The organism is Chishuiella sp., assembly GCF_032109125.1.
Classification (GTDB): domain Bacteria; phylum Bacteroidota; class Bacteroidia; order Flavobacteriales; family Weeksellaceae; genus Empedobacter.
The window spans coordinates 1-3,570 of sequence record NZ_DAMCLZ010000032.1; the positions used below are offsets into that span (position 1 = coordinate 1).

At 25.9% G+C, this 3,570-nt stretch carries 4 protein-coding genes; 3 read left to right on the forward strand and 1 reads right to left on the reverse strand.

Features of this window, described 5'->3' with window-relative positions; genetic code table 11:
• Positions 1-130: 130 nt before the first annotated feature.
• Positions 131-1,027, reverse strand: coding sequence for a lysylphosphatidylglycerol synthase transmembrane domain-containing protein (locus RT575_RS15540; protein ID WP_313386997.1), 897 nt, complete (start codon positions 1,025-1,027; stop codon positions 131-133).
• 123 nt (positions 1,028-1,150) lie between these two features.
• On the opposite strand from RT575_RS15540, the gene RT575_RS15545 reads away from it, so the two are divergent.
• From RT575_RS15545 to RT575_RS15555, 3 genes are all read left to right on the forward strand, one after another.
• Positions 1,151-1,951, forward strand: a complete 801-nt coding sequence (locus RT575_RS15545; RefSeq protein WP_313582044.1) for an SDR family NAD(P)-dependent oxidoreductase — start codon at positions 1,151-1,153, stop codon at positions 1,949-1,951.
• Between the two features lies 1 nt (position 1,952).
• Positions 1,953-2,405 (forward strand): GNAT family N-acetyltransferase, encoded by a 453-nt coding sequence (locus RT575_RS15550; protein WP_313582046.1) that lies wholly within the window; start codon positions 1,953-1,955, stop codon positions 2,403-2,405.
• 89 nt (positions 2,406-2,494) lie between these two features.
• Positions 2,495-3,346: a hypothetical protein gene (locus tag RT575_RS15555; protein WP_313582048.1), complete on the forward strand. Its 852-nt coding sequence runs from the start codon at positions 2,495-2,497 to the stop codon at positions 3,344-3,346.
• The last annotated feature ends 224 nt before the right edge of the window (positions 3,347-3,570 follow it).

Here is a 3,570-nt window from a genome sequence, read left to right on the forward strand (position 1 = left end):
AGAGACCTTCGTAATTGGATTGCAAATATAGGGCTGTTTTTGAATAATCCAAATACATGAAATAAAAAAAATGAAATATTTTTTAATCTTTTTATTTAACTATTTTTATTTCAGTAAAATAATTTTAACGTTATTCGAAATAAATTTTTGTTTTTGTTTTCTTTTCTTCAATTTTCACTCCTTTAAATAGGTAAATTATTCCAATAAATGATATAAGAATTGTAATTATAGAAAATATAAATGCAGCACTTGTTGCCAAAGATTCATTAAAATTGAATCGTTGTGCAGCATATAAGAAAACAGCTTCTCTTATTCCAAATCCACTAAATGATATAATTGATAATATTCCAGAAATTAAAAATATTAATAAATAAATACTAAAATTATCAGGATGGATATTCAATCCCTCCAATACAAAATATAGCATTCCTACTTGTAATAATTGTAGAACGATAGAATATATCATGGAATTAAAAAAAGTACGTTTGTGTATAGGGAATATAATTCCTAGTATAAAAGGTACAGCTACAAATCCTATTAATGAACCTATTAATGAGCCATATTGTATCCAAACAAAATCTGTAAGATTAGAAAAGTAAATTAGGAAAATAATCATTAATAACATGGCACATAAGCCTATAATTTTATCTAAAAATACAGCTTGTGAAATCTTTTTAAGACTTATATCATAATTTTTATTTAGTATGTATACTTTGTATGCATCTCCACCAATACCTCCAGGAACAAAAGTATTATAAAACATTCCTAAAAAATAAAGACGAGCATTGGATTTATAAGATAAACTCAAATTAATATCCTTAAAATAGTAATCTAATCGAAAGATAGAAAGTGCTTGTGAAGCTACATAAAGTAAAGTAGCAATTATAATATATAGCCAATTAGCATTTTTATAATGACTAAATATTTCCGTAACATGTAGTTTTACAAAGAAAATATAATAGATTAAAATAAAGCTAATAGATAGCTTTATTCCTGTGATAATGTATTTTTTAGTTTTGGGATTCAAATTTTTACTTTATAAAATTAACGCACAAATTTATAGATTCTTTTATAAATGTTTTTTCAAAATTATATTTTTATTAATATTTATGTGATATTATGTAGTTTTGTCTTCTAATATAATGGGATTATGCAATCAAAAGTTATTGTAATTACAGGAACCTCTTCGGGAGTTGGATTAACATTAGCAAATTATTTTCAAGAGCAAGGACACAAAGTATATGGTTTATCAAGAACAGCTAAAGGTCAAGAAAAATTTAGACATATAACAACTGATGTTTCAAATAAAGAAAGTGTAAAACAATCTTTTCAACAAATATTATCTGAAACCGACCAACAAATAGATGTTTTAATAAACAATGCTGGTGTAGGTATGTTAGGTTCTGTAGAAGATGCTTCAAAAGAAGATATAGAAAAATTATTAAACGTTAATGTTTATGGAACGATCTATACAATGCAAGAAGTTTTACCTATTATGCGTAAACAAAAATCTGGATATATTTTAAATGTTTCATCAATTGCAAGTAATAATGGATTGCCATTCCGAGGATATTATTCAGCATCAAAAGCAATGATAGATCGTTTAGTAGAATCTGTTCGTTTAGAAAATAGAAATACAGGATTAGAAATTGCAACATTAAATTTTGGAGATATAAAAACAAATATTGCAGAAAGTAGAGTAAAATCATTTGTGTCTAAATTTTATCAAAATAGATACGATGCAATGGTTGCGGATATAGATCATGAAGTAGAATTAGGAACACCTACAGAAGATTTAATTCCAATAGTAGAAAAAATTCTTTCTCAGAAAAATCTAAGACCTCATTATTATATAGGTAAATCAATGCAAAAACTGTCAGTTACTTTAAAAAGTATTTTACCACAAAAAGTGTTCGAAAATATTATAGCAAAATACTCTAAATTAGATTAATATGAATAATGTAATATGGAATTATAAAGAGTTTAACGATTTAACATTACAAGAACTATATAAAATTATCCAATTAAGAAATCAAGTTTTTGTTGTCGAGCAAAACTGTGTATATCAAGATTGCGATAACAAAGATTTTGTATCAGGACATCTATGGGCAACAGTAGAAGATGATATAGTTGCATATTCCCGTATCGTTCCCAAAGGTATTTCTTATAAAGAAGAACCGTCTATTGGTCGTGTTATATCAAATAATAAATATAGAGGACAAGGTTTTGGAAAGCAATTATTACTTAATTCAATTCAAGTAATAGAAAATAATTTTCAATCAACAGCAATCAGAATATCTGCACAATTATATTTAAAATCATTTTACGAGTCTTTTGGATTTCAACAAGTATCAGAAGAATACTTAGAAGATAATATTCCACATATAGAGATGTTGAAAAAATGAAAATAATAAAATTCTTTTTCATTCTATTTTTTACATTCTATTCTATATTAATATGCATAGATATTTATTATTCCAATCAATTAAAAAAATTGCCACTATTTAGTGGTGAAGTACAAGAGTGGGATAAAATAGAAAAAGGAGAAACAAATCCAGAATTAGCTATTTATGGTTCTTCGAGAGCATTTATTCAAATAAATCCGGAAATTTTAGAGAATAATTTAAAACTCAAAACATATAATTTTGGATTAAATGGAAGTAAATTTAAAATGCAGTTTTATAGATTCAAATTATATTTAAATAATAATGTAAAACCCAAAATAGTAGTTTGGAATTTAGATACATTTTCATTTTCACATATAGATTCAGTTTTTCAACCCAATCAATATGCACCTTTCATGCTATGGAATTTTAAATTGTATAATGCTTTAAAAGAATATAAGGATACAAGTTTTTTAGATGTTGTATTCCCTTTATACCGTTATAGGAATCAAAAATACTGGAAAGACCAAATTACTCGTTCCAAAAAAGAAAAATTAAACAAAGACGGTTTTTTTCGAGACAATGGATTCAAGTCTTATAATCGTAAGTGGAATGTAAATTGGGAAAAACTCCAAAGAAAACCATCAAACTTCAACAGAGTAGATTTTTTACTTCTAGAACAATTAATCAATCTTTGTAACAAAAAAAATATACAACTTATATTTATTCTATCTCCAGAATATTATAAAGGACAACCTTATATGACAAATCGCGAAGAAATAATAAAATATTACAAGTCAACAATCAACAAATACAAAATACCATTTATAGATTATTCAAAAGATACAATCAGCTATCAAAAAAAATATTTCTATAATACAACACACATGAATTATAAAGGAGCAGATTCCTTTTCATTAAAATTAGCAACTGATTTAAAACAACTTTTAAATTCAAATTAACTAATAAAGATATTAATAATTGGGCAATCCCTTCAGGTCGCGCTTTCCTTTCCAATCTTTTTACTTCGCTAGCACGCTCCGCAAAAAGGATATCCACTACAATCGCTATTGCGGTAGGATGTAAATGGTATAATAAGTAATTAATATTAACTTATCACATAAGACTAATAACTCACAACTTAGAACTCACGAACTGTCATTCATAGCCTGTCGAAGAATCTTTG